We start from the raw sequence: 569 nt of genomic DNA on the forward strand, positions 1-569 counted from the left end.
GGATAGATCATCTGGTTTCGGGTCTACACCCAGCGACTGAATCGCCCTATTCGGACTCGCTTTCGCTACGGCTTCCCTATTCGGTTAACCTTGCCACTGAATGTAAGTCGCTGACCCATTATACAAAAGGTACGCAGTCACCCCACAAGGAGGCTCCTACTGTTTGTATGCATACGGTTTCAGGATCTATTTCACTCCCCTTCCGGGGTTCTTTTCGCCTTTCCCTCACGGTACTGGTTCACTATCGGTCGATCACGAGTATTTAGCCTTGGAGGATGGTCCCCCCATCTTCAAACAGGATTTCACGTGTCCCGCCCTACTTTTCTCACGCTTAGTTCCACACACAAAATTTCGTCTACAGGGCTATCACCTGCTACGGCCGGACTTTCCATTCCGTTCGACTATCTTGCATGCTAAAACGTGAAGGCTCTTCCGATTTCGCTCGCCACTACTTTCGGAATCTCGGTTGATTTCTTTTCCTCGAGCTACTGAGATGTTTCAGTTCACCCGGTTCGCTTCCACTGACCTATGTATTCAGTCAGGGATACTCCTTACGGAGTGGGTTTCCC

1 rRNA gene is annotated in these 569 nt (G+C 49.9%); it reads right to left on the minus strand.

Annotated features, from left to right (window positions below):
• A 23S ribosomal RNA gene (locus ESP51_RS20440) occupies positions 1–569 on the minus strand; the annotation flags it as partial.

The sequence above is a fragment of the Agromyces albus genome (assembly GCF_004134825.1).
Taxonomy (GTDB): domain Bacteria; phylum Actinomycetota; class Actinomycetes; order Actinomycetales; family Microbacteriaceae; genus Agromyces; species Agromyces albus.